Source organism: Dellaglioa sp. CoH-57-MRSF-21 (assembly GCF_056781915.1).
Genome location: NZ_JBXAXU010000155.1, coordinates 1 through 293, shown reverse-complemented (window position 1 = coordinate 293; position 293 = coordinate 1). Strand labels below are relative to the sequence as shown.

At 60.4% G+C, this 293-nt stretch carries 1 protein-coding gene; it reads left to right on the top strand.

The features are described from left to right. Positions 1-293 (top strand): hypothetical protein (locus tag AC1RPQ_RS08370; RefSeq protein WP_481762324.1); only part of this gene is annotated, 293 nt, incomplete at both ends.

Here is a 293-nt window from a genome sequence, read left to right as displayed (position 1 = left end):
GCCAAACTTCCGCGAAATGTGCCAGTTCTTGTTGATTGGGTGAACAACAAATACGCGCATACCGGCGCGCAGGGGCTACTGCACGTTACGGACCTGACGCGCCATCGGGCGGCTGAGATTCCGCACATCCGCGTCCTCATGGACGAGCGGAAGGTGACGACGCGCCAGCTCGAATTGATCATCGCGATGGGCGAGAAAGCGGGCCTCACGAAGGCGCAGGGGTTCGTTCCTGCCGAATCTGATCTGGTGGACGTGAAGAAGCCGGTACTGCGCGGCACGCTTAAGACGACGAC